22 protein-coding genes are annotated in these 24,199 nt (G+C 68.5%); 14 read left to right on the top strand and 8 right to left on the bottom strand.

The window, feature by feature from the left end; all coding sequences use genetic code 11:
* Positions 1-51: 51 nt before the first annotated feature.
* Positions 52-2,322, bottom strand: a complete 2,271-nt coding sequence (locus tag AC5LXX_RS01255; protein ID WP_493410269.1) for an NADP-dependent malic enzyme — start codon at positions 2,320-2,322, stop codon at positions 52-54.
* Between the two features lie 460 nt (positions 2,323-2,782).
* On the opposite strand from AC5LXX_RS01255, the gene AC5LXX_RS01250 reads away from it, so the two are divergent.
* The 7 genes from AC5LXX_RS01250 to AC5LXX_RS01220 all read left to right on the top strand — a co-directional run bounded on the left by AC5LXX_RS01250 (position 2,783) and on the right by AC5LXX_RS01220 (position 10,281).
* On the top strand, positions 2,783-3,469 hold the full coding sequence (locus AC5LXX_RS01250) for an orotate phosphoribosyltransferase (RefSeq protein ID WP_006482887.1): 687 nt from the start codon (positions 2,783-2,785) through the stop codon (positions 3,467-3,469).
* Between the two features lie 239 nt (positions 3,470-3,708).
* Entirely contained in the window at positions 3,709-4,305 is a 597-nt protein-coding gene (locus AC5LXX_RS01245; protein ID WP_493410268.1) for a YbhB/YbcL family Raf kinase inhibitor-like protein, read from the top strand.
* A gap of 192 nt (positions 4,306-4,497) precedes the next feature.
* Positions 4,498-5,070 carry a flavodoxin family protein gene (locus AC5LXX_RS01240; protein ID WP_493410267.1) on the top strand — a complete coding sequence of 191 codons (573 nt, stop codon included), beginning with the start codon at positions 4,498-4,500 and terminating at the stop codon, positions 5,068-5,070.
* 161 nt (positions 5,071-5,231) lie between these two features.
* Positions 5,232-6,182 carry an N-acetyl-gamma-glutamyl-phosphate reductase gene (gene argC / locus AC5LXX_RS01235; RefSeq protein WP_493410266.1) on the top strand — a complete coding sequence of 317 codons (951 nt, stop codon included), beginning with the start codon at positions 5,232-5,234 and terminating at the stop codon, positions 6,180-6,182.
* Positions 6,183-6,616: 434 nt separating this feature from the next.
* Complete coding sequence (locus AC5LXX_RS01230) at positions 6,617-8,038, top strand: DUF2957 domain-containing protein (protein WP_493410265.1); 1,422 nt, start codon at positions 6,617-6,619, stop codon at positions 8,036-8,038.
* 140 nt (positions 8,039-8,178) lie between these two features.
* Complete coding sequence (locus AC5LXX_RS01225) at positions 8,179-9,429, top strand: DUF2957 domain-containing protein (protein WP_493410264.1); 1,251 nt, start codon at positions 8,179-8,181, stop codon at positions 9,427-9,429.
* Positions 9,430-9,447: 18 nt separating this feature from the next.
* Entirely contained in the window at positions 9,448-10,281 is an 834-nt protein-coding gene (locus AC5LXX_RS01220) for an OmpW/AlkL family protein (RefSeq protein WP_493410263.1), read from the top strand.
* Positions 10,282-10,465: 184 nt separating this feature from the next.
* On the opposite strand, the gene AC5LXX_RS01215 is transcribed toward AC5LXX_RS01220, so the two are convergent.
* On the bottom strand, positions 10,466-11,395 hold the full coding sequence (locus tag AC5LXX_RS01215) for a LysR family transcriptional regulator (RefSeq protein WP_493410262.1): 930 nt from the start codon (positions 11,393-11,395) through the stop codon (positions 10,466-10,468).
* Between the two features lie 97 nt (positions 11,396-11,492).
* On the opposite strand from AC5LXX_RS01215, the gene AC5LXX_RS01210 reads away from it, so the two are divergent.
* On the top strand, positions 11,493-12,776 hold the full coding sequence (locus tag AC5LXX_RS01210; protein ID WP_493410261.1) for an MFS transporter: 1,284 nt from the start codon (positions 11,493-11,495) through the stop codon (positions 12,774-12,776).
* 94 nt (positions 12,777-12,870) lie between these two features.
* Here AC5LXX_RS01210 and AC5LXX_RS01205 read toward each other — a convergent pair whose 3' ends face one another.
* Together AC5LXX_RS01205 and AC5LXX_RS01200 are read right to left on the bottom strand one after the other, a co-directional pair.
* The gene (locus tag AC5LXX_RS01205) at positions 12,871-13,506 is read right to left on the bottom strand and encodes a LysE family translocator (protein ID WP_493410260.1); all 636 of its coding nucleotides are present in this window, start codon (positions 13,504-13,506) and stop codon (positions 12,871-12,873) included.
* A gap of 71 nt (positions 13,507-13,577) precedes the next feature.
* Complete coding sequence (locus AC5LXX_RS01200; protein ID WP_493410259.1) at positions 13,578-14,447, bottom strand: NAD(P)-dependent oxidoreductase; 870 nt, start codon at positions 14,445-14,447, stop codon at positions 13,578-13,580.
* A gap of 96 nt (positions 14,448-14,543) precedes the next feature.
* Here AC5LXX_RS01200 and AC5LXX_RS01195 point away from each other — a divergent pair, with 96 nt between their 5' ends.
* Positions 14,544-15,323, top strand: a complete 780-nt coding sequence (locus AC5LXX_RS01195) for a Mut7-C RNAse domain-containing protein (protein ID WP_493410258.1) — start codon at positions 14,544-14,546, stop codon at positions 15,321-15,323.
* A 79-nt stretch (positions 15,324-15,402) separates the two neighbouring features.
* On the opposite strand, the gene AC5LXX_RS01190 is transcribed toward AC5LXX_RS01195, so the two are convergent.
* Complete coding sequence (locus AC5LXX_RS01190; RefSeq protein WP_122944170.1) at positions 15,403-15,636, bottom strand: hypothetical protein; 234 nt, start codon at positions 15,634-15,636, stop codon at positions 15,403-15,405.
* Positions 15,637-15,995: 359 nt separating this feature from the next.
* Between AC5LXX_RS01190 and AC5LXX_RS01185 the strand changes: the two genes are divergently transcribed.
* The 4 genes from AC5LXX_RS01185 to AC5LXX_RS01170 are packed head-to-tail and all read left to right on the top strand — an operon-like array spanning position 15,996 to position 20,258.
* Positions 15,996-17,201: an efflux RND transporter periplasmic adaptor subunit gene (locus AC5LXX_RS01185; protein ID WP_493410257.1), complete on the top strand. Its 1,206-nt coding sequence runs from the start codon at positions 15,996-15,998 to the stop codon at positions 17,199-17,201.
* Positions 17,202-17,208: 7 nt separating this feature from the next.
* The gene (locus tag AC5LXX_RS01180; RefSeq protein WP_493410256.1) at positions 17,209-17,907 is read left to right on the top strand and encodes an ABC transporter ATP-binding protein; all 699 of its coding nucleotides are present in this window, start codon (positions 17,209-17,211) and stop codon (positions 17,905-17,907) included.
* A gap of 21 nt (positions 17,908-17,928) precedes the next feature.
* Complete coding sequence (locus AC5LXX_RS01175) at positions 17,929-19,083, top strand: ABC transporter permease (protein WP_493410255.1); 1,155 nt, start codon at positions 17,929-17,931, stop codon at positions 19,081-19,083.
* Between the two features lie 8 nt (positions 19,084-19,091).
* Positions 19,092-20,258 carry an ABC transporter permease gene (locus AC5LXX_RS01170; protein WP_493410254.1) on the top strand — a complete coding sequence of 389 codons (1,167 nt, stop codon included), beginning with the start codon at positions 19,092-19,094 and terminating at the stop codon, positions 20,256-20,258.
* Between the two features lie 24 nt (positions 20,259-20,282).
* On the opposite strand, the gene AC5LXX_RS01165 is transcribed toward AC5LXX_RS01170, so the two are convergent.
* The 3 genes from AC5LXX_RS01165 to AC5LXX_RS01155 all read right to left on the bottom strand — a co-directional run bounded on the left by AC5LXX_RS01165 (position 20,283) and on the right by AC5LXX_RS01155 (position 23,089).
* Positions 20,283-21,614, bottom strand: a complete 1,332-nt coding sequence (locus tag AC5LXX_RS01165) for a carotenoid oxygenase family protein (RefSeq protein ID WP_493410253.1) — start codon at positions 21,612-21,614, stop codon at positions 20,283-20,285.
* Positions 21,615-21,629: 15 nt separating this feature from the next.
* Complete coding sequence (locus tag AC5LXX_RS01160) at positions 21,630-22,235, bottom strand: DUF2239 family protein (RefSeq protein ID WP_493410252.1); 606 nt, start codon at positions 22,233-22,235, stop codon at positions 21,630-21,632.
* Between the two features lie 122 nt (positions 22,236-22,357).
* Positions 22,358-23,089, bottom strand: coding sequence for a glutathione S-transferase family protein (locus tag AC5LXX_RS01155; RefSeq protein ID WP_493410251.1), 732 nt, complete (start codon positions 23,087-23,089; stop codon positions 22,358-22,360).
* A 91-nt stretch (positions 23,090-23,180) separates the two neighbouring features.
* Here AC5LXX_RS01155 and AC5LXX_RS01150 point away from each other — a divergent pair, with 91 nt between their 5' ends.
* Positions 23,181-24,104, top strand: a complete 924-nt coding sequence (locus AC5LXX_RS01150; protein WP_493410250.1) for a LysR family transcriptional regulator — start codon at positions 23,181-23,183, stop codon at positions 24,102-24,104.
* The last annotated feature ends 95 nt before the right edge of the window (positions 24,105-24,199 follow it).

Raw genomic sequence — 24,199 nt, 5'->3', positions numbered from 1 at the left:
TGGCGTTTTTCATTGCGCCGCGCGTGACGCGCGGCACACGCGGGTGTGGACTTACTTCGTGTTCACGTTCGCGGCGGCAACGGCCGTCATGTTGATGATCCGGCGCACGGTCGCGGCCGGCGTCAGGATGTGGACCGGCTTCGCTGCGCCGAGCAGGAACGGGCCGACCGTCACGCCTTCGCCGCCGACCATCTTCAGCAGGTTGTATGCGATGTTCGCCGCCTCGACGTTCGGCATGATCAGCAGGTTCGCTTCGCCCGACAGCGTCGTGCCGGGGAACGCCTGCTTGCGGATCACTTCCGACAGCGCCGCGTCGCCGTGCATTTCACCGTCGACTTCCAGGTTCGGCGCACGCTCGACGATCAGCTTGCGGGCCTCGGCCATCCGGCGCGACGACGCCGACGGCGCGCTGCCGAAGTTCGAGTTCGACAGCAGCGCGGCCTTCGGCGCGATGCCGAAGCGCTCGATCTCGGCCGCGGCCTGGATCGTCATGTCGGCGAGCTGTTCGGCGCTCGGCAGTTCGTTCACGTACGTGTCGCACACGAACAGGTTGCGGCCCGGCAGCATCAGCAGGTTCATCGCGGCGAAATGCTCGGCGCCCTTCGCACGGCCCAGCACCTGCTCGATGAACTTCAGGTGGCTGTGGAACGTGTCGATCATCCCGCAGATCATCCCGTCCGCGTCGCCCAGGTGCACGAGCATCGCGCCGATCAGCGTGTTGAACTTGCGCATCGCGGCCTTCGCGACTTCCGGCGTCACGCCGTCACGCGCGCCAATCTCCTGATACGCCTGCCAGTAGCGGTGGTAGCGCGCATCGTCTTCCGGATCGACGATCTCGAAATCGACGCCGGCCTTCAGCTTCGAGCCGATCTTCGCGAGGCGCATGTCGACGACCGACGGACGGCCGATGATGATCGGCTTCGCGATCTTTTCCTGCAGCACGAACTGCGCGGCGCGCAGCACGCGCTCGTCCTCGCCCTCGGCGAACACGATGCGGGCCTCCTTCTGCTTCGCGGTCGCGAACACCGGGCGCATCACCATGCCGGTGCGGTAGACGGTCGCGCCGAGCTGCTCGCGGTACGCGTCCATGTCCTGGATCGGACGCGTGGCGACGCCCGAATCCATCGCGGCTTGCGCGACGGCCGGCGCGATCTTGATGATCAGGCGCGGGTCGAACGGCTTCGGAATCAGGTACTCCGGCCCGAATTCGAGCGAGTGGCCTTCATACGCCTTCGCGACTTCCTCGCTCTGGTCGGTTTCCTGGGCCAGTTCGGCGATCGCGCGCACGCACGCGAGCTTCATTTCTTCCGTGATCGTCGTCGCGCCGACGTCGAGCGCGCCGCGGAAGATGAACGGGAAGCACAGCACGTTGTTGACCTGGTTCGGGTAGTCCGAGCGGCCGGTCGCGACGATCGCGTCCGGGCGCACGGCCTTCGCGTCTTCCGGGCGGATTTCCGGTTCCGGGTTCGCGAGCGCCAGGATCAGCGGCTTGTCGCCCATCGTCTTGACCATGTCCTGCTTCAGCACGCCCGCGCTCGAGCAGCCGAGGAACACGTCCGCGCCGACGATCGCGTCGGCGAGCGTGCGCGCGTCGGTGGTCGCCGCATAGCGCTGCTTCGACGGATCGAGGTTGCCGCGCCCTTCGTAGATCACGCCCTTCGAATCGGTGACGAGGACGTTCGACTTCGTCAGGCCGAGGTTCACCAGCAGGTCCAGGCACGCGATGGCCGCGGCGCCGGCGCCCGAGCACACGAGCTTCACTTCGGACAGCTGCTTGCCGACGACCTTCAGGCCGTTCAGGATCGCGGCCGACGCGATGATCGCGGTGCCGTGCTGGTCGTCGTGGAAGACGGGGATCTTCATGCGCTCGCGCAGCTTCTGCTCGATGTAGAAGCACTCCGGCGCCTTGATGTCCTCGAGGTTGATGCCGCCGAGCGTCGGCTCGAGCATCGCGATCGCCTCGACGAGCTTGTCCGGGTCGGTTTCCGACAGTTCGATGTCGAACACGTCGATGCCCGCGAATTTCTTGAACAGGCAGCCCTTGCCTTCCATCACCGGCTTCGACGCGAGCGGGCCGATGTTGCCGAGGCCGAGCACTGCCGTGCCGTTCGTCACGACGCCGACGAGGTTGCCGCGCGACGTGTACTTCTGCGCATCGAGCGGCTCGTCGAAGATCGCCATGCACGCCGCGGCGACGCCGGGCGAATACGCGAGCGACAGATCGAGCTGGTTCGACAGCGGCTTGGTCGGGGTGACCGAAATCTTGCCGGGTTTCGGGTTCTGGTGATAGGCGAGTGCGGCCTGCTTCAGTTGTTCGTCCATGATTGACCTGCGAGAGACATGCGAAATATTGACGGCTCAGTACACAGCACCTTCGGCCGCGTCTGCTTGAATCGAGGGGATGGTCGACTGCGAGACGGCACGCGACGCGCCGGGTCGGCACGCCATCGAACCTTGGCGGGTGGCAAGAGGAAAGTACAAAGTACTGAACGATTTCTAAGGGTCGCCTAGTGTACACCCCCTAAATGACCTACGTTGGTGCAGCGCCGCATCCATGGCATCAGCGCCGAGGTGGTCAGGCCCCGTTTGTTTCGCCGGTGGTGAGCGGCACGGCGAACCCGCGCGAATTCCGCCGAAAACCGGCCTGAATCGGGTAAAATAGCGGGCTACGCGCGCAGCGATGCGATTGGCCCACCGATCGCGCCCCGGCCCTCTGGGCAGGTTCCCCTTGCTGCGCCACCGGGCCCGCGCCCGCTCCTCGCTCAACACCCAAGGAATGCCCATGACAGGCTACGATCGTCAGTCGATCTCGGATACGACCGCCAAAATCCTGCTCGAAGTGCAGGCGGTGCACTTCAACGCCGAAAAACCGTTCATCTTCACGTCCGGCTGGGCAAGCCCCGTCTATATCGACTGCCGCAAGCTGATCTCGTACCCGCGCGTGCGCCGGGCGCTGATGGAAATGGCGGAAACGACGATCACGCGTGACATCGGCTTCGAGCAGATCGACGCGGTGGCCGGCGGCGAGACGGCCGGCATCCCGTTCGCGGCCTGGATCGCGGACCGGATGATGGTGCCGATGCAGTACGTGCGCAAAAAGCCGAAGGGTTTCGGCCGCAATGCGCAGATCGAAGGCCATCTTGAAGAAGGCTCGCGCGTGCTGCTGGTGGAAGACCTGACGACCGACAGCCGCAGCAAGATCAACTTCGTCAACGCGCTGCGCACCGCCGGCGCGACGGTGAACCACTGCTTCGTGCTGTTCCACTACAACATCTTCAAGGAAAGCGTGTCGGTCCTGAAGGACATCGACGTCGACCTGCACGCGCTGGCGACGTGGTGGGACGTGCTGCGCGTCGCGAAGGCATCGGGCTACTTCGAGACGAAGACGCTCGACGAAGTCGAGAAATTCCTGCACGCGCCGGCCGAGTGGTCGGCTGCGCACGGCGGCGCGACGGCCCCGAAGGAATGACGCCGCGCCGGCATGCATGCCGGCGTCCCGGCCGAAAAAACCGCCCGCTCGATCGCGGGCGGTTTTTTTTCGTCCGTCGATCCGCACGATGACCGGTCGCAATCGCGGGTCGCGGTGTGCGTCGCTCATCGAACCCTAATGCTAGACTGGAACCATCGCCGCCATCAGCAGCGCGGGCAACGCACAATGCCAACAACGCCGGGAGCATCGGCCCGGCCCACGTGACGGAGAAGCGCCCTATGCGTGTGGATCGCCGGATCACTCCGCCTGTGCCATCGGGCCGCCCGTCTCCGTCCATCCTCTTCGTCTTCATCTGCGCCGCCGTGTTCGCGGCGCTGCCCGCGCACGCGGAAAGCCCGTTCACCGTGACGAGCGACGACCTGACGCCCGGTGGGCGCGTTCGCGCCGCGAACGTGTTCGACCGCGGCGACTGCAAGGGCGCGAACCGCTCGCCGCAGCTCACCTGGCACAACCCGCCGCCCGGCACGCGCGGCTACGCGGTCACGATCTTCGATCCCGACGCGCCCGGGCACGGCTGGTGGCACTGGGCCGTCGCGGGCATCCCGGCCACCGTCACGAGCCTGCCCGCCGACGCGAGCGCGTCCGGCTTCCTGCGGCGCATCGGCGCGAGCGAAGCGCGCAACGACTTCGGCATCGACGGCTACGGCGGCCCGTGCCCGCCGCCCGGCAAGCCGCACCGCTACGTGATCACCGTCTATGCGCTGAAAGGCACCGACCTGCGTGTGTCGCAGGGCCGTCCCGCGCCGATGTTCGAGCACGAGATCGGCACGCTGACGATCGGCACCGCGCAACTGACGGTCAACTACGGGCAGTAACGTGCGCCGCGATTGCCGGCCGCCGGGAATTTCAGTGCGCCGCCCGCGCGCGTTTTCCCGTCATTTCGGCTTGCTAGACTCGTTGTCACCGGTCGCGGCGCCACGCCGCGCATCCGTCGCGCCGCCCGCCGGCGACGCGTGACGCGGCGAACCTGCGGTCCGCCGTTCCCGTCCCTTTCCGGAGAACGCTTCATGTCGAACATCGCCATCGTCTATCACAGCGGCTACGGTCACACGCAGAAACTGGCCGAGGCCGTGCATGCCGGCGCGCAGGACGCCGGCGCGAACGTGCGCCTGATCGCCGTCGGCGACCTCGACGACGCGGGCTGGGCCGCCCTCGACGCGGCCGACGCGATCGTCTTCGGCGCGCCGACCTACATGGGCGGCCCGTCGGCGCAGTTCAAGCAATTCGCCGATGCCACGTCGAAAGCGTGGTTCACGCAGAAGTGGAAGGACAAGATCGCCGCGGGCTTCACGAACTCCGCGACGATGAACGGCGACAAGTTCTCGACGATTCAGTATTTCGTCACGCTGGCGATGCAGCATGGGATGGTATGGGTCGGCACGAGCCTGATGCCGGCCAATTCGAAGGCGGCCACGCGCAACGACATCAACTACCTCGGCGGCTCGACGGGCCTGCTCGCGCAATCGCCGGCCGATGCGACGCCCGACGAGGGCCCGCTGCCCGGCGACCTCGAGACCGGCAAGGCCTTCGGCCGGCGCGTGGCCGAAGCGACCGCGCGCTGGGACGCCGGCGCCCGCTGAGCCCGCCCAGACGCCCGCGCGCCCGCACCGGCGGGCGCCAAAGGGACACAAGACGGCCCGCCGGCCGTCTTTTTTCGCCCCGCGCGGCGCAGCCCCGCCGGTTGAGGTCTTAAAATGGCGGTTTCCGGGCGCGGGCCCGCGTTTCATTCAGTGAGAGCGAGATGAGCACCAAAGTTTTTGTCGACGGCCAGGAAGGCACGACCGGCCTCAAGATCTTCGAATACCTGTCGGCACGCAGCGACATCGAGATCCTGCGTATCGATGAAGCGAAGCGCAAGGACGTCGACGAGCGCCGCCGCCTGATCAACGCGTCGGACGTCACGTTCCTGTGCCTGCCGGACGTCGCGTCGCGCGAATCGGCCTCGCTCGTCGAGAACCCGAACACGATCCTGATCGACGCGAGCACCGCGTTCCGCACCAGCGCCGACTGGGCCTACGGCCTGCCGGAACTGACCCGCGCCCAGCGCGAGAAGATTCGCACGTCGAAGCGCATCGCGGTGCCCGGCTGCCACGCATCGGCATTCGTGCTCGCGATGCGTCCGCTCGTCGAGGCCGGCATCGTCGCACCGACGTTCGCCGCGCACAGCTACTCGATCACCGGCTACAGCGGCGGCGGCAAGTCGATGATCGCCGACTACGAGAATGCGGCGCCGGGCGGCAAGCTCGCGAGCCCGCGCCCGTATGCGCTCGGCCTCACGCACAAGCACCTGCCGGAAATGGCAGCACACACGGGCCTCGCGAACGCACCGATCTTCACGCCGATCGTCGGCCCGTTCCTGAAAGGTCTCGCGGTGACGACCTACTTCACGCCCGAGCAGCTCGCGAAGCGCGCGACGCCGCAGGACGTGCAGCGCGTGTTCGCCGAGTACTACGCGGACGAAGCGTTCGTGCGCGTCGCACCGTTCGACGCGGACGCGAATCTCGACGGCGGCTTCTTCGACGTGCAGGCAAATAACGATACGAACCGTGTCGACCTGTTCGTGTTCGGCAACGCCGAGCGCTTCGTCACGGTCGCGCGCCTCGACAACCTCGGCAAGGGCGCATCGGGCGCCGCGATCCAGTGCATGAACCTGAGCATCGGCGCGGCCGAGGATACCGGTCTCAAACGCTGATTCAGCATCGCACGCCATGCAAAGCCGGCCACTGGCCGGCTTTTTATTTACCCGTATCAGGCAATAAATAAAAAATCCCCGATCGCGCATTTACAAATATTTACAAGCTTTCCATTGCGCGATTACCAGCGAATTAACTTCCCCCTTCCTTCTCCAGTCAATCCCGAATAGGGATAAACCGGATATCGCCGCTTTAAACGCTGCCGTTATACGCAGGATGGCCCTCCGACAGCCTGCCAAGCGTGGCACATCCCCCACTCCGGCAGCTTTCGGCAGCCCCTTGCGCGTTTAAATTCTTACCGAATGCCGCATCGGGAAAGGATTCAATACCCGATACCCGTTTCAATCGCCTTTTTTAGACGGGTTCATCAATTGACAGCAAAAATCAAGGCAGCGACATTAGCTCGCACAATTAAACGATTGGAGACAGCGGCATGTCGCACACCTTATCGAAGGGGGTGGCAACGGCCTTTGCCATTGCCCCTTTCCTGGTTGCTTGTGGTGGGGGGGACGGCGGCGCACCTGCGCCGATCAACGCGCCCCAATGTTCCGGAGCGAGCTGCGGCACGCAAGGACAGCCGCCGTCGCAGCCCATCAACGGCGCACTGTGTCCGGCCAACGCCGACATCGTGAAGAGCACGTATCTCGGCGGCGCAGGTAGCGGCGAGATCGTCAGCGTCAACATCGACGCGGTCGCGATGACGTACACGCTCAAGTGGCTCGAATCGCCGATTCCGTTGAAGACGGGCACCGTCACGCCGAGCCGTGTCGGCACGACGATCACCGGCAAGGTCATCCATCCGCCGACCGGCACGCTGCCGACCGCCGAGCAGACGCGTTGCGCGTTCGTCCTCACGCCGGGCACGGGCCCCGCGGCGGACGGCTCGACCTATTCGACGGCCGCCGACTTCAACCAGGCGAACCCGCCGATGCTGCTGGTCGGCATGGGGGTCGCAGGCGGCGGCATCCCCGGTGCAACGATCCAGTACGACGGGCTGACGATCATTCCGGGCGTCGTGCAGAACGTCGGCCAGGTGCCGAACCGCCACTTCGATTTCTACCCGTTCCTCGGCTTCGCGAATACGACGACCGACCTGTCGAAGCTGCCGGGCACGTACAACGCGCTGATCTACCACCTCGTGCCGTCGGGCAACTACGCGACGAAAGGCACGAACTCGAGCGAGACGTTCGATGCGAACGGCGCGTGTACGTCGACGAGCACGGGCGGCTGCCAGACGACCGGCAACCCGTGGACCGCGAACACCGCGAACGGCGGCTACTTCGACAGCACGAAGGCGCCGCAGACGCTGCCGCAGACGCAACTGCCGATCGTCGGCGCGACCGGCAAGTCGGCGACCGCCCACATGGTGATCGGCCAGCTCAACGGTGCGACGGTGCCGGTGATCGTCCGCACGGGCAACGTGAACCTCGGCACGCCGCCGCTGCACCTCGACGCGCAGGTCGACGACGAATCGGGCATCGCGGTGCTCGGCGCGGCAACGGCGATCACGTCGGGCGCGATCGACGGCGGCTACGCGGGCGCGGACTCGAACTTCAAGTACACGGCTGCGCTGATCCGCGGCAGCAACGCGTCGTTCATCAACCCGTCCACGCAGGCCGAGGAAGACGGCTTCACGCTCGACTACGGCCAGGCGACGCCGGGCCTGCTGAACGCGAAGACGACGCCGCCGAGCGGTGCGAGCTACCCGTCCGCATCGGGCGTGGTGATCGCGACGGGCGGGCTGTACGCGGCACTGGTCCAGGGCACGGTGAACGGCGGCGTCACGTCGACGTCGGCGAACGCGACGACGTCGTCGACACCGTACTTCGGCGTGGGCGCGCAGATCAGCAAGTAGCGGACGAGGACGCGGCGGCGGCTGGCCCGCCGCCGCGTTACGCACAACGCGCGCGGCACGGCGCGGGCAGCACGAGTACCCCCAACAGAAGCGGCCGACAGGGAGCTGGCCGCCGCACAAGACAAATCTGGAGGAGCAACATGAAGCGCAACCTCATTCTGGCGGCGGCCCTTGCCGCCCCCCTTCTTTCCGCCTGCGGCGGCAGCGGCAGCGGCGGCGACAACCCGCCCCCGCTCGTCGAAGACCGGCTCTGCCCCGCCACGCTCGACTACAACACCGTGTTCACGGGCGGCGCGGGCAGCGGCGAACTCGCGAAGGTCCAGCTCGACACGACCAAGATGACCTGGCAGGTGACGTACGTGGAATCGGCCGTGCCGCAAAAGACCGGCACCGTCACGCCGACCCGCGCGGGCACCGTCGACAGCGGCACGCTCACGCAGGAAACGATGCTGCCGACCAACAAGCTGAACCAGTGCGCGTTCCGCCTGAACGGCGCGAGCCTCGATGCATCGCGTCCGGCGCGCATCTTCGTCGGCTTCGGCGTCGCGGGCGGCACGATTCCGGGCAAGGAGATCCAGTTCGACGGCGTGCTCGGCCAGGCCGCGGTGCCCGACACGAAATTCCCGTACTACCCGTTCATCGGCTTCTCGTCGATCGAAACCGACATCACGAAGGTCGCGGGCACGTACAGCCACGTCGGCTTCGGCGAAGTGCCGTCGCAGAAATTCGCGCCGGCGTCGATCGACGCGAAGGTGACGATCAACGCGGACGGCTCGTGGACCAAGTGCGACACGACCGGCCAGTTCGCCGGCGGCGCATGCGCGCAGCAGGGCACGAACTTCGTGCAGTCGGCCGACGGCAGCGGCGCGTTCCAGTCGAACAACTACACGAGCCAGCTGAAGCCGACGCTGTCGGCCACGCCGCAGGGCAAGGGTTTCATGATCGTCGGCAAGCTGCGCAACCAGCTCGTGCCGATCCTCGTGCGCACGGGTGTCGCGAACCCGAACCCGACGCCCGACAGCAACGGCGTGCCGGGCCTCACCGCCGACGACGAATCGAGCATCTCGATCCTCTCGCCGCAGACGGCCGTCGCGGCCGGCTCGCAGAACGGCGAATACATCGGCGTCGACAGCCAGTTCGATTACCGGACCACCGCGCTGATCGACAAGCAGGCCACGCTGCTCGATCCGTTCCAGCCGTCGCAGGCATCGCTCGCGACCGCGCTCGACCTCGACTACACGCAGAAGGTGCCGGGTACCGTCACGACGATTCACACGGGTTCGGGCAGCACGTCGCCGACCGGCAAGTTCATCTTCACGGGTGGCGTGTTCGGTTTCCTCGATAACGCGGGATCGACGCCGTATTTCACGATCGGCGCGTTCGTCCAGTAAGCGGAGGCGGAAGCCGTGATGAAGAAAACCCTTCTCCGCGCGGCTGCCGGCGCCGCCGTGCTGGCGCCGCTCGCGGCGCACGCACAGAGCGCCGGCAGCAACGTCGTCACGCTCGGCTGGTTCCACATCATGCCGCAGCAGAGCAGCACGCCGATGACGACCAACGTCGCGCCGACGCCGATCAACACGCCGCTGCGGCTGCCGCCGTCGTTCACGTCGCCGGGCACCGGGCTGCACACGAGCGGCGCCGACACCGTCGGTCTGACGGTCAGCCACTTCCTGACCGACCACATCGCGGTCACGTCGGTGGCCGGCGTGCCGCCGGTGTTCAAGGTGTCGGGCCAGGGCACGATCAAGCCGCCCGGACCGGCCGGCGCGCTCGGCACGCAGAACATCGGGCTCGGGTCGGTCAACCCGATCGTGAAGAGCGTGCGGCAGTGGAGCCCGGCGGTGATCCTGCAGTACTACTTCGGGCAGGCGACCGCGAAGTTCCGGCCGTTCCTCGGCCTCGGCGTGTCGTACAACTGGTTCAGCGACCTGCAGCTCAACACGAACTTCATCAAGCAGACGCAGGACAACCTCGGCGCGATCCTCGCGGCGGGTGCGGGCAAGCCGGGTACGACATCGGTGGAAGCGAAGGCGTCGTCGTCATGGCAGCCGGTGTTCAACGCGGGCCTGCAGTACAACATGACGGAGCATTTCGGGCTGATCGCGTCGGTGACGTACATCCCGCTGAAGACGACATCCACGGTGACGATCAAGGCGGCCGACGGTTCGGTGCTCGCCGAGTCGAAATCGGACCTGAAGGCCGACCCGATCATCAGCTACGTCGGGATGACGTACAAGTTCTGACGCCGGCGAGCGCCGACGAATGGATTGCCGCGGCAAAATCGCAGGCAAAAAAAAGCCCGCCTAAGAGGCGGGCTGAATCCATATCAGAGGAGACATGGAGGAGACAGGTGCCACTATATCGAATCAGTTTCCGCATTGCAACATTTCCGTAGAGAAAATAAGGATTTTCCCTCGAACGCTGCCTCTAGTTCGCCATTGCCGTATCCGACCCCTTCCCGTTCTCCCGATCGAGCACCTCGCCCAGCGCGTCGCGCAGCAGCGCGACAGGCCGCGCCAGCCGGCCCGGCAGCGTGCCGTGCACGATCCACACGTTGATCCGCGTCTCCAGCCCCGTCGTTTCCACCACCCTCAGCGCATCGCGATGCGCACTGCGCGCCAGCGCATTCGGTGCGGCAATGCCGATACCGGCACCGCGCGCGACGAGCGACAGCTGCAGCTCCGAGCCGAATGCCTCGACCGCCACGTCGAACGGCAGCCCGGCCGCGCCGAGCGAGCGGCTCAGCGCCGAACGCATCCCGCAGCCGTCCTGGCTCAGCACCCACGGGAAACCCGACAGCGTGTCGATCGACAGCGGACCGTCCGGCAACGGGTAGTCGCGCGCGGCGACGAGCACCGTCGGCTGCGTGCCGAGCAGCGTCGCGGTGAGCGTGTCGGGCAGCGCCGCACTGGCGGGCACCATCACGGCCGCCACGTCGAGCGTGCCGCGCTCGATGCCCTGCAACAGCGCCGGCGACCAGCCGGCCGTCACACGCAGCGTGAGGCGCGGAAACGCGTCGCGCAGCCGGTCGATCGGCCGCTCCAGCGCGAGTTCGGACAGGAACGGCGGCACGCCGATGCGCAATTCGCCCGACGGTTCGCTGTCCGGCGCACCGGCCGCCATCAGCTCGTCGACCGCACCCAGCACGTTGCGCGCGAGCGCGTAGACGTCGCGCCCGGCGGCGGTCGGCTTCAGCGGCTTGCTTTGCCGTTCGAGCAGCGGCATGCCGAGCAGCGTTTCGAGGTTCTGCACGCGCCGCGTCAGGCCCGGCTGCGTCAGGTGGAGCTTCGCGGCCGCGGCGACCATCGACCCGCTGTCGACCACCGCGACGAATGCCTGGAGATCACGCGTATTCAAAACAAACTCGCATAATCATGTTAGAGATATTTCAATTGTCGCATAAACGTCGGGCACCTACGATGGGGATTCCTTCGCCCCTTGCTCTAGGCTTCCGATGAACTGTCCTGCCAACCGTTGCCCCGCCTCCGTTCCACCGTCCGTCGCCGCGCCGCCCGCGCTGAGCGCCGGGATGACGCTGTTCTTCGCCGCGACGGTCGGCGTGATCGTGATGGACCTGTTCGCCGCGCAACCGCTGACGGGCCCGATCAGCGCCGACCTGCACCTGCCGCCCGGCCTCGCCGGCCTCGTCGCGATGCTGCCGCAACTCGGCTACGCGGCCGGACTCGTGCTGCTCGTGCCGCTGGTCGACCTGCTCGAAAACCGCCGCCTGATCGTCGCGACGCTCTCCGCGTGTGCGGCCGCGCTCGCGCTGCCCGCGTTCACGCGGTCCGGCACCGTCTTCCTGCTGGCGACGCTGGCGGCGGGCGCCGCGTCGAGCGTGATCCAGATGCTGGTGCCGATGGCCGCATCGATGGCGCCTGAAGCGCAGCGTGGCCGCGCGGTCGGCAACGTGATGAGCGGGCTGATGCTCGGCATCCTGCTGTCGCGGCCGCTCGCGAGCCTGATCGCGGGCTCGGCCGGCTGGCGAGCGTTCTACTTGCTGGCCGCGCTCGCGAACGCGGCGATCGCCATCGTGCTCGCGCTGCGCCTGCCGTCGCGCACGCCGACGGCCACGGCCGGCTACCGCGCGCTGCTCGCGTCGCTGGGGCGCCTGCTTGCCGACGAACGCGTGCTGCGCCGCCATGCGCTGTCGGCCGCGCTCGCGATGGCCGCGTTCAGCGCGTTCTGGACGGCCGTCGGGCTGCGGCTCGCACAGCCGCCGTTCGCGCTCGACCTGCACGGGATCGCGCTGTTCGCGTTCGCCGGCGCCAGCGGCGCGATCGTCACGCCGCTCGCCGGCCGCGCCGGCGACCGTGGCCACGGCCCGGCCGCGCAACGGATCGCGCACGGCACGATGCTCGCGGCGCTCGTCGTGCTCGGCATCGCCGGGGCCGGCTGGTTCGGCTTCGATGCGCCTGCGCATCGCGGCGTCGCACTCGCGCTGCTGGCCGGCGGCGCGGCGCTGCTGGACGCGGGCGTCATCGTCGACCAGACGATCGGCCGCCGCGCGATCAACCTGCTGAATCCGGCCGCGCGCGGCCGCCTGAACGGGCTGTTCGTCGGTCTGTTCTTCGTCGGCGGCGCGCTCGGCGCGGCGCTCGCGGGCAGCGCGTGGGCATGGGGCGGATGGAGCGCGGTGTGCGGCGTCGGCTTCGCGTTCGCGGGCGCAGCCGCCCTGTTCGGGCTCACGGCCGGACGCGGGGCCGGCACGGCGGCGTTGACTCGCCCGCGCGCATAAGCGGACAGCGACGACGCGGCGCCGAAAAACCGAACGCCCCGCCCTCTCGCGAGGGACGGGGCGTTCGGTACGCCGGAATCCGGTCTAGTCGAAATCAGTGACGGACCAGCGCCATCATCGCGCCGAAGCCGACGAACAGCCCGCCCGTCAGCCGGTTGAACACCTTCGCGACGCTCTGGCTCTTCAGCGTCGCGCCGATGCGCGTGCCGAACGACGCGTAGACGAGATACCAGCTCACCTCGATCAGCGCGAACGTGACGACGAGGATGCCGAACTGCGGCAGCGTCGGCTCGGCCGCGTTGATGAACTGCGGCAGCAGCGCGGCCGCGAACAGGATCGCCTTCGGATTGCTGCCCGCGACCAGGAAGCCATTGCGGAACAGCACCATGCGCGATGCCGACGCCCCTTGCGACACGGCATCGACGTCGGCCGCCGGCGTGTCGTCCACGCGTGCGCGCCACGCCTTCACGCCGAGATAGATCAGGTAGGCCGCGCCCGCGAAGCGCAACGCATTGAACGTCGCCGGCCATGCTTCAAGCACCGCGCCGAGCCCCGCCGCGGATACCGCGAGCATCAACACCAGCGCGCTCAGGCAGCCGGCCATCGTCGCGGCCGAGCGGCGCAGCCCGTGCCGCGCACCGTGCGTCATCACGAGCAGCATGTTCGGACCCGGAATCGCCGACACGACGAACACCGTCGCCACGAAAAGCCACCACGTATGCAAGTTCATGACTGCCTCTGCCTGAATGTCGGGGAAATGAAACATCGATTATGCCGTGAGCGCCGCGCGCCTGTCGCGCGTCAGCGGCCGGCGCGGCGCAGCGCGACCTCGCCGAGCACCGCGAAATCCTGGTCGCCGCCGCCGTGCGCGAGCACATCGAGCAGGCTGTCGCGCACGACGCTCGCCACCGGCAACGGCACCGACGTCGCGTCGCCGGCTTCCAGCGCGAGGCGCACATCCTTCAGCCCGAGCCGCGCCTTGAAGCGCGCGGGCTCGTAACGCCGCTCGGCGATCATCGAGCCGTAGCCTTCGTAGACGGGCCCCGGAAACACGCTGCCGGTGATCACGTCGAGGAAGTCGCGCATCGCGACGCCGTGCGCGCCCAGCAGCGCCGACGCCTCGCCGAGCGTCTCGATCGCCGATGCGAGCGTGAAGTTCGCGGCGATCTTCGCGACGTTCGCATGCTGCGGCAGCGAACCGAACCGCCAGGTCTTCTGGCCGATCGCGTCGAACAGCGGCTGCACGCGGTCGATCGCCTCGGCCGGGCCGCCCGCCATGATCGTCAGGCGCGCGGCGGCCGCCACGTCGGGCCGCCCCATCACCGGTGCGGCGACATAGTGGATGCCGCGCGACGCATGCGCGTGCGCGAGCGATTCGGCGAGCGCGACCGATACCGTCGCCATGTTCACGTGAATCAGCCCGCGCGGCGCCTGCGCGAGCAGTGCCTCGTCGAACACGGCGCGTGCGGCGGCATCGTCGCCGAGCATCGAGAACACCGCGTCGCCGCGAAACGCGTCGGCCGGCGTGTCGACGATCTGCGCGCCGAACGCCGCGAGCGGCTCGGCACGCTCGCGCGAGCGGTTCCAGACCCGCACCGTATGGCCCGCCTTCAGCAGGTTCGTCGCGATCGCCTGCCCCATTTCGCCCAGCCCGATAAACCCGAGATCCATCGCCCTCTCCTTCGCTCCGTGAAGCCGCGAGTTAATCACAGATGGCGGCGGCCTGCAGCGCCTGCCGCCGGCCGGGCGCGGTGCGATACTGGACGGATGGCGACCGCGACCTTCCGCTTCCACGGCGAACTGAACGCCTTTCTGCCGCGCGCGCAGCGCGAGCGCGCGTTCGGGCACGCGTGTGCGCGCGACGCAACCGTGAAGCATGCGATCGAGGCGCTGGGCGTCCCGCATACCGAAATCGGTCGGCTTTGCGTGAACGGCGTACCGGCCGCGCTCGACCGGCCGCTCGGTGACGGCGACCGCGTCGAAGCCTTTCCGGAGCGCGCGCGGCCGGCGGCGAACGGTGCCAGCGCGCCGCAACCGGCGCCGTGGCGCTTCGTCGCCGACGCGCATCTCGGCGGCCTCGCGCAACTGCTGCGCCTCGCGGGCTTCGACACCTGTTACGACAACCACTACCGCGACGATGAACTCGCGGCGCTGGCCGAGCGGGAGGGCCGGATCGTGCTGACCCGCGACCGCGAACTGCTCAAGCGGCGCGCGGTCGTGCGCGGCTGCTACCTGCACGCGGTGCAGCCGGCCGACCAGTTGCGCGAACTGTTCGAGCGGCTCGACCTCGCGCCGCACATGCGGCCGTTCCGGCTGTGCCTGCGCTGCAATGCGCCGCTACACCCGCTCGAGGCGGCTGCCGCCGCACCGCGTGTGCCGGACGGCGTCCGGCAGCGGCACCGGCGCTTCGCCGCGTGCGACGTGTGCCGGCGCGTGTTCTGGGAGGGCTCGCACTGGCGGCGCATGCGCGCGGTGGTCGACGCGATGCGCACGCCGCAACCCGTCCGGCTCGACGAGCCGGGCGAACCGGACGAACTCGGCGCCTGAAAAAACAAAACCCCGCATGCCGGAGCATGCGGGGTTGGCCGGCCGATGACCGGCAACGCCAGCCGTGGCAGCGAGCCGCTTAGTTTTGCGCGCCTGCGTCGTTCGTGCCGGCGGCCGATGCGGCAGCAGCCTTCGCCTGGCCCTTCTTCGAACCGTGGTGCTTCAGCTGGTGCTTCGGCTTGCTGTGATCCTTCTTGGCCGGTGCCGGGGCAGCTGCCGACGTGTCGGCTGCCGGCGCGGACGCCTGTGCGAATGCCGAAACCGATGCGAGTGCGAATGCTGCGGCGATGATCGAAGCGAGCGTCTTCTTCATTGTTCTTCCTTTAGCGGAGAAAAAATCAAACGTACCGGTAAGTAAAGATGCGAGGCATTCGCATCGGAGCCCCAGGCGGCGCGGCCGGCTTTCGCCGTTCCGTCGCGACAAAACCTGACGCACTGGTTCCATAACGCCTCGTGTTCGCGGCAAGTTGACACGTTGCTTGCGTCCCTCGGGTTTCCCCGGAGACGGGCGTGTGTTCCAGTCCCGGTGCCCCGTCCGGCGGCCGCGCCGGCGGCACGGCAAACCCGCTCGCGCGCCATCGGGGCGACGCTTATACTGGCGTCCATCCGTCCCTTCCCGGGAAACCGGATCGCGGCCGGTCGCCAGACCGCCGCCGTCTCGAGGCGCTCAAATTGCCCGATCACAATCTGGACAAACTGAAAATCGACCGGCGTCCGATCGCGCCGCCGCCCCGCCGGCGCCGGTGGGTCCGCTATGCGGCCGCCGCCACGATCATCGTGATCGCGATCGTCGCCGGCATCGCGCTCACCGGCCGGCCGACCGTCGAAACCACGGCCGTCACGTCCGCCTACCCGTACCAGAACGACACGCAGCTCAATGCGACCGGCTACGTCGTGCCGCAGCGCAAGGCCGCGGTCGCGTCGAAGGGCCAGGGGCGCGTCGAATGGCTCGGCGTGCTCGAAGGCACGCGCGTGAAGAAGGACGACATCATCGCGCGCCTCGAAAGCCGCGACGTGGAAGCGTCGCTCGCGCAGGCGCGCGCGCAGGTGCAGGTCTCGCGCGCCAACCTCGGCGTGGCGCTGGCCGAGCAGAAGGACGCCGAAATCGCGCTGCGCCGCACCGCCGCGCTCGCGCCGAAGGGCGCCGTGCCGGCCGCGCAGCTCGACATCGACACGGCCCGCGTGAACAAGGCGCGCGCGTCGGTCGGCAGCGACCAGGCCGCGATCGCGTCGGCCGAAGCGAACGCGCAAGCCGCCCAGGTCGCGGTCGACCAGACGGTGATCCGCGCGCCGTTCGACGGCATCGTGCTCGCGAAGCATGCGAACGTCGGCGACAACATCACACCGTTCTCGTCCGCGTCGGACAGCAAGGGCGCCGTCGTGACGATCGCCGACATGGACACGCTCGAAGTCGAGGCCGACGTCGCCGAATCGAACATCGCGAAGATCCGCGCCGAGCAGCCGTGCGAGATCCAGCTCGACGCGCTGCCGGACATGCGCTTCGCGGGCCGCGTGTCGCGCATCGTGCCGACCGTCGACCGCTCGAAGGCCACCGTGCTCGTGAAGGTGCGCTTCGTCGACCGCGACGAGCGCGTGCTGCCGGACATGAGCGCGAAGATCGCGTTCCTGTCGAAACCCGTGTCGGCGCAGGACCGGCAGCCCGTGACGGCCGTGCAGGCGAGCGCGGTGGTCGAGCGCGACGGCCGGCCGGTCGTGTTCGTCGTGAAGGACGACACCGTGCACGCGGCGCCCGTGACGCGCGGCATGCGGATCGGCGAACTGGTGGCGATCCGCGGCGTGAAACCCGGCGACACGGTCGTGCTCGCGCCGGGCGTGAAGCTGAAGGACGGCGCGAAAGTGACCGTCGCGAAGAAGTAGCGCGCGCGTGAACGACGCATCGCCGCCCCTCGTCGAGATCAGCCACGTCGCGAAGTCGTACCGGCGCGGCAACCAGATCGTGCCCGTGCTGACCGACATCACGCTCGACATCGGCGAAGGCGACTTCGTCGCGCTGATGGGGCCGTCGGGCTCCGGCAAGAGCACGCTGCTGAACCTGGTGGCCGGCATCGACCGGCCCGACAGCGGCGAGCTGCGCGTGGGCGGCCTCGATATCTCGCAGCTCGCGGAGGCGCAGCTGGCCGAATGGCGCGCGGCGAACGTCGGCTTCATCTTCCAGTTCTACAACCTGATGCCCGTGCTCACCGCGTTCGAGAACGTCGAGCTGCCGCTGATGCTCACGCACCTGTCGCGCCGCGAGCGGCGCGAGCGCGTCGAGCTCGTGCTCGACATGGTGAACCTCGGCGACCGTACCAGCCACTATCCGTCCGAGCTGTCGGGCGGCCAGCAGCAGCGCGTCGCGATCGCACGCGCGCTGATCACCGACCCCGTGCTGATCGTCGCCGACGAGCCGACCGGCGACCTCGACCGCGCGTCGGCCACCGACGTGCTCGCAATGCTGCAACGGATGAACGCCGAGCTCGGCAAGACGATCATCATGGTGACGCACGACGCGCACGCGGCCGGCGCCGCGCGCTCGCTCGTGCATCTGGAAAAAGGGGAGCTGATCGATGGGCACGCCGGCTGAGCGGCGGCGGGAGCGCGCGCGATGCATGTGCTGAAGCTGATCGCGCGCAACGCGCTGCGCCACCGCCTGCGCACGCTGCTGACCGTGCTCGGGCTGACCATCGCGGTGCTGGCGTTCGGGCTGCTGCATACCGTGGTCGACGCGTGGTACGCGGGTGCGGCCGCCGCGTCCAGCGGACGGCTCGTCACGCGCAACGCGATCTCGCTCGTGTTTCCGCTGCCCGTCAGCTACGAGAACCGGATCCGCGGCGTCGACGGCGTGACGGCCGTGGTCCGCTCGAACTGGTTCGGCGGCATCTACCGCGACCCGAAGAACTTCTTCGCGAGCTTCGCGGTGTCGGAGAACTATCTCGACCTGTATCCGGAATTCATCATCCCGGCGCAGCAGCGCGCCGACTACGACCGCGACCGCCGCGGCTGCCTCGTCGGCCGCCAGCTCGCGACGCAGTTCGGCTTCAAGGTCGGCGACGTGATTCCGTTGAAGGGCACGATCTATCCGGGCACGTGGGATTTCGTCGTGCGCGGGATCCTCGACGGCCGCGACGACTCGACGATCACGCGCCAGCTGGTGTTCCACTGGGACTACCTGAACGAGACGGTGCGCAAGCGCACGCCGAAGCAGGCCGACCAGGTCGGCGTGTTCGTGCTCGGCGTCGCGAACCCCGACGACGGCGCATCGATCGCGCGCAACGTCGACACCGTGTTCAAGAACTCGCTCGCCGAGACGCTGACCGAGACCGAGCAGGCGTTCCAGCTCGGCTTCGTCGCGATGTCGAACCAGATCATCGCGGCGATCCGCCTGGTGTCGTATGTGGTGATACTGATCATCATGGCCGTGATGGCGAACGCGATGGCGATGAGCGCGCGCGAACGCACGGCCGAGTACGCGACGCTGAAGGCGCTCGGCTTCGGCCCCGGCTTTCTCGCGCTGATCGTGTTCGGCGAATCGGTCGTGATCGCCGTGGCCGGCGGCGCGCTCGGGATCCTCGCGACACCGCCCGCCGCGAGCCTGTTCAAGCAGGCGGCCGGCGGCATCTTCCCGGTGTTCAAGGTGTCGGCCGAGACGGTCGCGCTGCAGGCCGCATGCTCGGTCGCGGTCGGCTTCGCGGCCGCGATCGTGCCGGCGTGGCAGGCCGCACGCGTGCGCGTCGTCGAAGGCCTGCGGGCGATCGGGTAACGACGCGCATGGCGATCCCGCTCACCTACATCGCGCGCAACCTGTGGACCCGGCGCCTCACCACCGCGCTCACGGCGGGCGGGATGGCGCTCGTGATCTTCGTGTTCGCGACCGTGCAGATGCTCGACGCCGGGCTCACGCAGACGCTCGTGTCGACCGGCGAACCCGACAACGCGGTGGTGATCCGCAAGGGCGCCGAGACCGAGATCCAGAGTTCGATCGACCACCAGCAGGCCAACGCGCTCGAGATGCATCCGGCCGTCGCGCTCGGCCCCGACGGCCGGCCGCTCGTGTCGAAGGAGGCCGTCGTGCTGATCTCGCTCGTGAAGACGTCGAGCGGCAAGCCGTCGAACGTCGTGATCCGCGGCGTGTCGCCGGCCGGGCTCGCGCTGCGCCCGCACGTGACGCTCGTGGCCGGCCGGATGTTCGCGCCCGGCTCGTCGGAGATCATCGTCGGCAGCGCGATCGCGAAAGGCTTCAGCGGCACGCAGCTCGGCAACAGCCTGCATTTCGCGCAGCGCGACTGGACCATCGTCGGCCTCTTCGACGCGGGCGGCAGCGGCTTCGATTCGGAGATCTGGGGCGACGTCGACCAGTTGATGCAGTCGTTCCGGCGCACCAGCTATTCGTCGATGGTGCTGCGCATCCCGAGCGCCGACGGCTTCGCGCGCTTCAAGGCCGACATCGACGTCGACCCGCGGCTGACCGACGAGGCGAAGCGCGAGCAGACGTTCTACGGCGACCAGTCGAAATCGCTGTCGACGTTCATCAACATCCTCGGCATCACGCTGTCGACGATCTTCTCGATTGCCGCGATGATCGGCGCGATGATCACGATGTACGCGTCGGTCGCGAACCGCGTGGCCGAGATCGGCACGCTGCGCGCGCTCGGCTTCAAGCGCAGGAACGTGCTCGCCGCGTTCCTGCTGGAAGCGCTGCTGCTCGGCTTCGTCGGCGGCGTCGCGGGGCTCGCGTGCGCGTCGCTGATGCAGTTCGCGTCGTTCTCGACCACCAACTTCCAGACCTTCTCGGACCTGTCGTTCCGCTTCGTGCTGACGCCCGCGATCGTCGTGAAGACGCTGCTGTTCTCGCTCGTGATGGGGCTCGTCGGCGGGTTCCTGCCGGCGATGCGCGCCGCGCGGCTGAAGATCGTCGACGCGCTGCGCGCGCAGTGACGCAATGACGCGCGCAGCCGTTCATCAGCTTGAGCGCGGCACCCACGCGCCGTGGAACCCGGCCGGCACGCGGCGCGGCAGATGCACGGTCGCGACCGGCCCCGCGTCGATCGCGCATGCATCGAGGATCACGACGTCGCTCGTATCGGTCACCGCGCGGTAGACCATCACCAGCAGCCAGCCGTCGTCCTCGCCGGTGCCGCCCGCGCGCGGCACGAACACCGGCTCGCCGTTCTGGTCGCCGGCCGGCACCGCGTAGTGCGTCGTCGTGCCGCGCAGGTGATCGAAGCGCATCACGCCGCGCATTTCCGCGTTGTTCGGCTGCTCGACCGCATACAAGTAGCGGTAGCGGCGCCCCGTCAGGCTTTCGTTGATGCGCGGCAACTCGATGCCGCCGTCGGCGAGCGGCCCTTCGTCTACCAGCCCGTTCGCCGTATCGATCACGTAGCGCCACAGCTCGCCGACCGGGTTGTCGGCGAAGCGGCCCGTGCGCGGGTCGAGCCGCAGGAACGACGGATAGCGCACCGCGTCGAGCACGATGCACGACGCGTCGCAGTCGTACGCGTTCACGACGTGCTGGATGAAGCACGGCTCGACCTCGAACCAGCGCACCGCGCCGCCGTGGCGCGGCATCACGCCGATGCGCGCGGGCCGGTCGTCGTGCCAGCGCAGCGGCATCCGGTGGCCCTGTTTCAGCAGCGAGAAGTCATAGCCGACGTTCAGGTCGAGCAGCAGGCTGCGGGTCTCGGTGATCGCGAGGTCGTGCATCATCGATGGCGCACCCAGGTCGATCTCGACGTCGACACGCTGCACGCCGTGCGCATCGATCACGCCGTAACGCAGCCACGGCGCGCGCCAGTCCGCGCGGAACGTCATCAGCTCGCCGGTCACCGGGTCGACCTTCGGATGCGCGGTCATCCCGCCGCCGAAGACCGCATGCCGCGCCGGCACGCCGAGCGAATCGAGCGCGGCCGTGATCGCGAGCGGCGCGCCGCCCTCGGCCAGCGCGAGCAGCTCGCCCGCATGCTGCAGCACGTTCACGTTCGGATTGGTGTCGGGCAGATGCGGCGCCTGCGCGGGCGCATGCACGGCGGCCCAGCGCTGCGTGCGCGCCCAGCGGTTCCGGTAGCCGGTCGCGCGGCCGTCGTCGAACGCGATCGCGTGCAGCATCGCGGCTTCCGGCCACCACGACAGCATGTCGTTGCCTTCGAAGCGGCCGCCCGGCGGATTCGGGCCGTTGCGCAGCAACGTGCCGCCGAGTTCGCGCGGAATGGCGCCCGTCACGCGCAGGTCGACGATATCGGCTTCATCGGCGACCGGCGCGATCGCGCCGCGGTTCAGGTCGAATACGGTCATTGCATCGGTGCTCCGTCAACAGTCTTCGGCGGACGGCGGCAGGTCGCCGCGCGCCAAGGCGAGCGCATGGTCGCGCACGTCGTCCGGCCAGCCGGCAACCAATTCCGCCAGCCGCGCCGGATCGTTCGCATACAGCGCCCGCGCGGCCTCCTCGAAACCGGGCAGATCGCCCGCCATCGCCGACATGAAGTGGTAGGCGCGTGCCTGCGCATCGCGATGCCGGTCGGCCGCCGCATGCGTGCGCCGCGCGTCCTCGACGAGCTTGCGCAGCGCAACCGACGCGCCGCCCGGCTGCGCGCCGAGCCATTCCCAGTGACGCGGCAGCAGCGTGACCTCGCGCGACACGACGCCGAGCTTCGGCCGGCCGCGGCCGCGCGGTTCGCCGGTGCCGGACGTGTTGCCTGACGGCGGCGCATACCGCGCGCGGATGTCGTCGTCCGTGCCGCGCAAGTCGAGGTCGATCGAGCGGCCCGTCGCGTCGTCGAAGATCAGGATCGTGCCCGGCGTCGCCGCGCCGGCAGCCTGCCGGACCGCGAGCGCGACGGTCTCGAGCGGGCCCGACGCGAGCCGCCGGTGGCCGTCGAAGGCCGTGTACGAAGGAAGGAGCGTGGAGGTGGTCATCGTGGTCGCCCGCGGGCAGGAATCAGAATGACGCTATTTTTATCCGGGTATTAATTGGATGTCAATATCATCCGGGTAAAAATACGGCAGCCGCGCGTTCGATTCATTCGGGCGACCACGGGTCAGGTCGCGCGAGCCGGAGCCGTGATACCGCGTGCGCTTGCCAGCGCGTCGTCGACCGACACATGCCCTTCGAACGCCAGCGATGCCGGCAGCGGCAGGTCTTCCTCGATTGCGTGCGCGAACTGCACGCCTGCATCGTCGGCGAGCCGTGCGCGCAGTGCGGCGACACGCGGGAACGCATCGCGCTCGAACACCGCGTGATAGTCGGCCCAGCGCGCGATCCCGGCGAAGTAAGCGTCGGCCAGCGTACGCCGCGCGCCCAGCAGCCACGGGCCCTCGCCGTGTTCGAGCAGCGCCTCGAGCTGCCGGTGCGCCTTCAGAACCTTGCCGCGGCCGTATGCCTGCAGCGCCGCTTTCTCCGCGCCCTCGGTGTCGTGTTCATACACGTACCAGAGCGCGCCGAACGCGTTGAAGAACGTCGTGTTCAGCCATGCGAGCATCCGGTTCAGCCGGTCGAAATCCGCGCTGCCCTGGCGAAACGCGAGGCCGCTGTCGAGCGCCTGCGCGCCGACGTGGCCGAGGATCGCGAGGCTTTCGGTCAGCACGTCGCCGTTCGCGGTGACGAACGCCGGCGTCTCGGCGACGGGGTTCAGCGCGAGATACGCGTCGCTCGTCACGGCGCCGGGCATCGTGATGCGCGACAGCCGGTACGGGCGGCCGATCCATTCGAGCGCGACGATCGAGCCGAACGAACAGCCGGCGGGAATGCCGTAGAGAAGGATGGGAGACATCGGAGGATTCCGCAGAAGTTGAACGAGTGATCATGCTCCCACGGCGAACGATGACGCAGTAGCCGCTAAAATTGAAACTCGTCGTTTCTTCATGTGGACGCTGAAAGTGAATCTGAACGATCTCTACCTGTTCGTGCAGGCGGTCGATGCGGGTAGCATGTCGGCGGCGGCGCGCCGGCTCGACCTGCCGAAATCGACCGTCAGCAAGCGCGTGGCCGAGCTCGAGCGCACGCTCGGCGCGCGGCTCGTGCACCGCACGTCGCGCAGCTTCCGGCTGACGCCGGTCGGCACCGAATTCTTCGAGCATGCACGCGCGGCCGTGATCGAGGCCGACAGCGCGCGCGACGCGGTGCTGCGGCAGGCCGCCGAGCCGGCCGGCATCGTGCGGCTCACGAGCTCGGTGCCGGTCGCGCAGCACATCCTCGCGCCCTGCCTGCCGGCGCTGGCGATCGCGCACCCGAAGCTGCTGTTGCAGGTTCATGCGAGCGACCGCCTCGTCGACATCGCGCAGGAAGGCTTCGACATCGCGGTGCGCAGCCATTTCGCGCCGCTGCCCGATTCCGCGCTCGTGCAGCGTCCGCTCGCGGCCTCGCCGATCATCGCCGTGGCATCGCCGGCCTATCTCGCGCGTGCCGGGACCCCGGACGAGCCCGCCGACCTCGCGCGGCACGACGGTCTCCACCCCGGCCAGCAGCCTTGGCGGCTGCAGCGTGGCAGCGACACCGTCGACGTGGCGCCGCGCATCCGCCTGCAGGCCGACGAATCGACGCTGCTGCTACACGCGGCGACGGCCGGCCTCGGCATCGCGTGCCTGCCCGACTGGATCGCGGGCACCGCGCTCGCGTCCGGCGCACTCGTGCGCGTGCTGCCGGGCTGGCGCGCCGGCACCGTCACGACGACGCTGCTGATGCCGCACCGCCGCGGCCAGTTGCCCGGCGTGCGCGCCGCCGTCGAGTTTCTCGCGCAGCATGTGGCGCGCCATCACGGTACCGGCGCGGACGACGCGCGCCCCTGAGCGAGCGGAACCGATCGATTCAAATGCTGAATCGATCAAGTCAGCAATTGGCATGAAAGCGCAAATTGCGACATGACAGAATGGCCCGGACGCCC

It is taken from the genome of Burkholderia torrens (assembly GCF_984668525.1).
Note: the sequence above shows the minus strand (reverse complement) of the source record. Positions and strands in the feature narration are given on the sequence as shown.